The following is a 211-nucleotide window of genomic DNA, read 5'->3' as shown; positions in this document are numbered from 1 at the left end:
CAGCACGGCGGCCGTCCCGCCTTCGAGGCACGGGCCGTCCTGGCGGCCACCCTCTCGCCCACCTGGGGCATCTACAGCGGCTACGAGCTGTGCGAGAACACACCGCTGCGCGAGGGGAGCGAGGAGTACCTGGACTCGGAGAAGTACCAGCTCAGGCCCCGGGACTGGGAGGCCGCCGAGCGGGAGGGACGCACCATCGCGCCGCTGATCA

1 pseudogene is annotated in these 211 nt (G+C 71.6%); it reads left to right on the top strand.

Features of this window, described 5'->3' with window-relative positions:
* Window positions 1-211 (top strand): annotated as a pseudogene (locus ALMP_RS42550) (alpha-1,4-glucan--maltose-1-phosphate maltosyltransferase); the annotation flags it as partial.

Source organism: Streptomyces sp. A012304 (assembly GCF_026008495.1).
Classification (GTDB): Bacteria; Actinomycetota; Actinomycetes; order Streptomycetales; family Streptomycetaceae; genus Streptomyces.
Note: the sequence above shows the minus strand (reverse complement) of the source record. Positions and strands in the feature narration are given on the sequence as shown.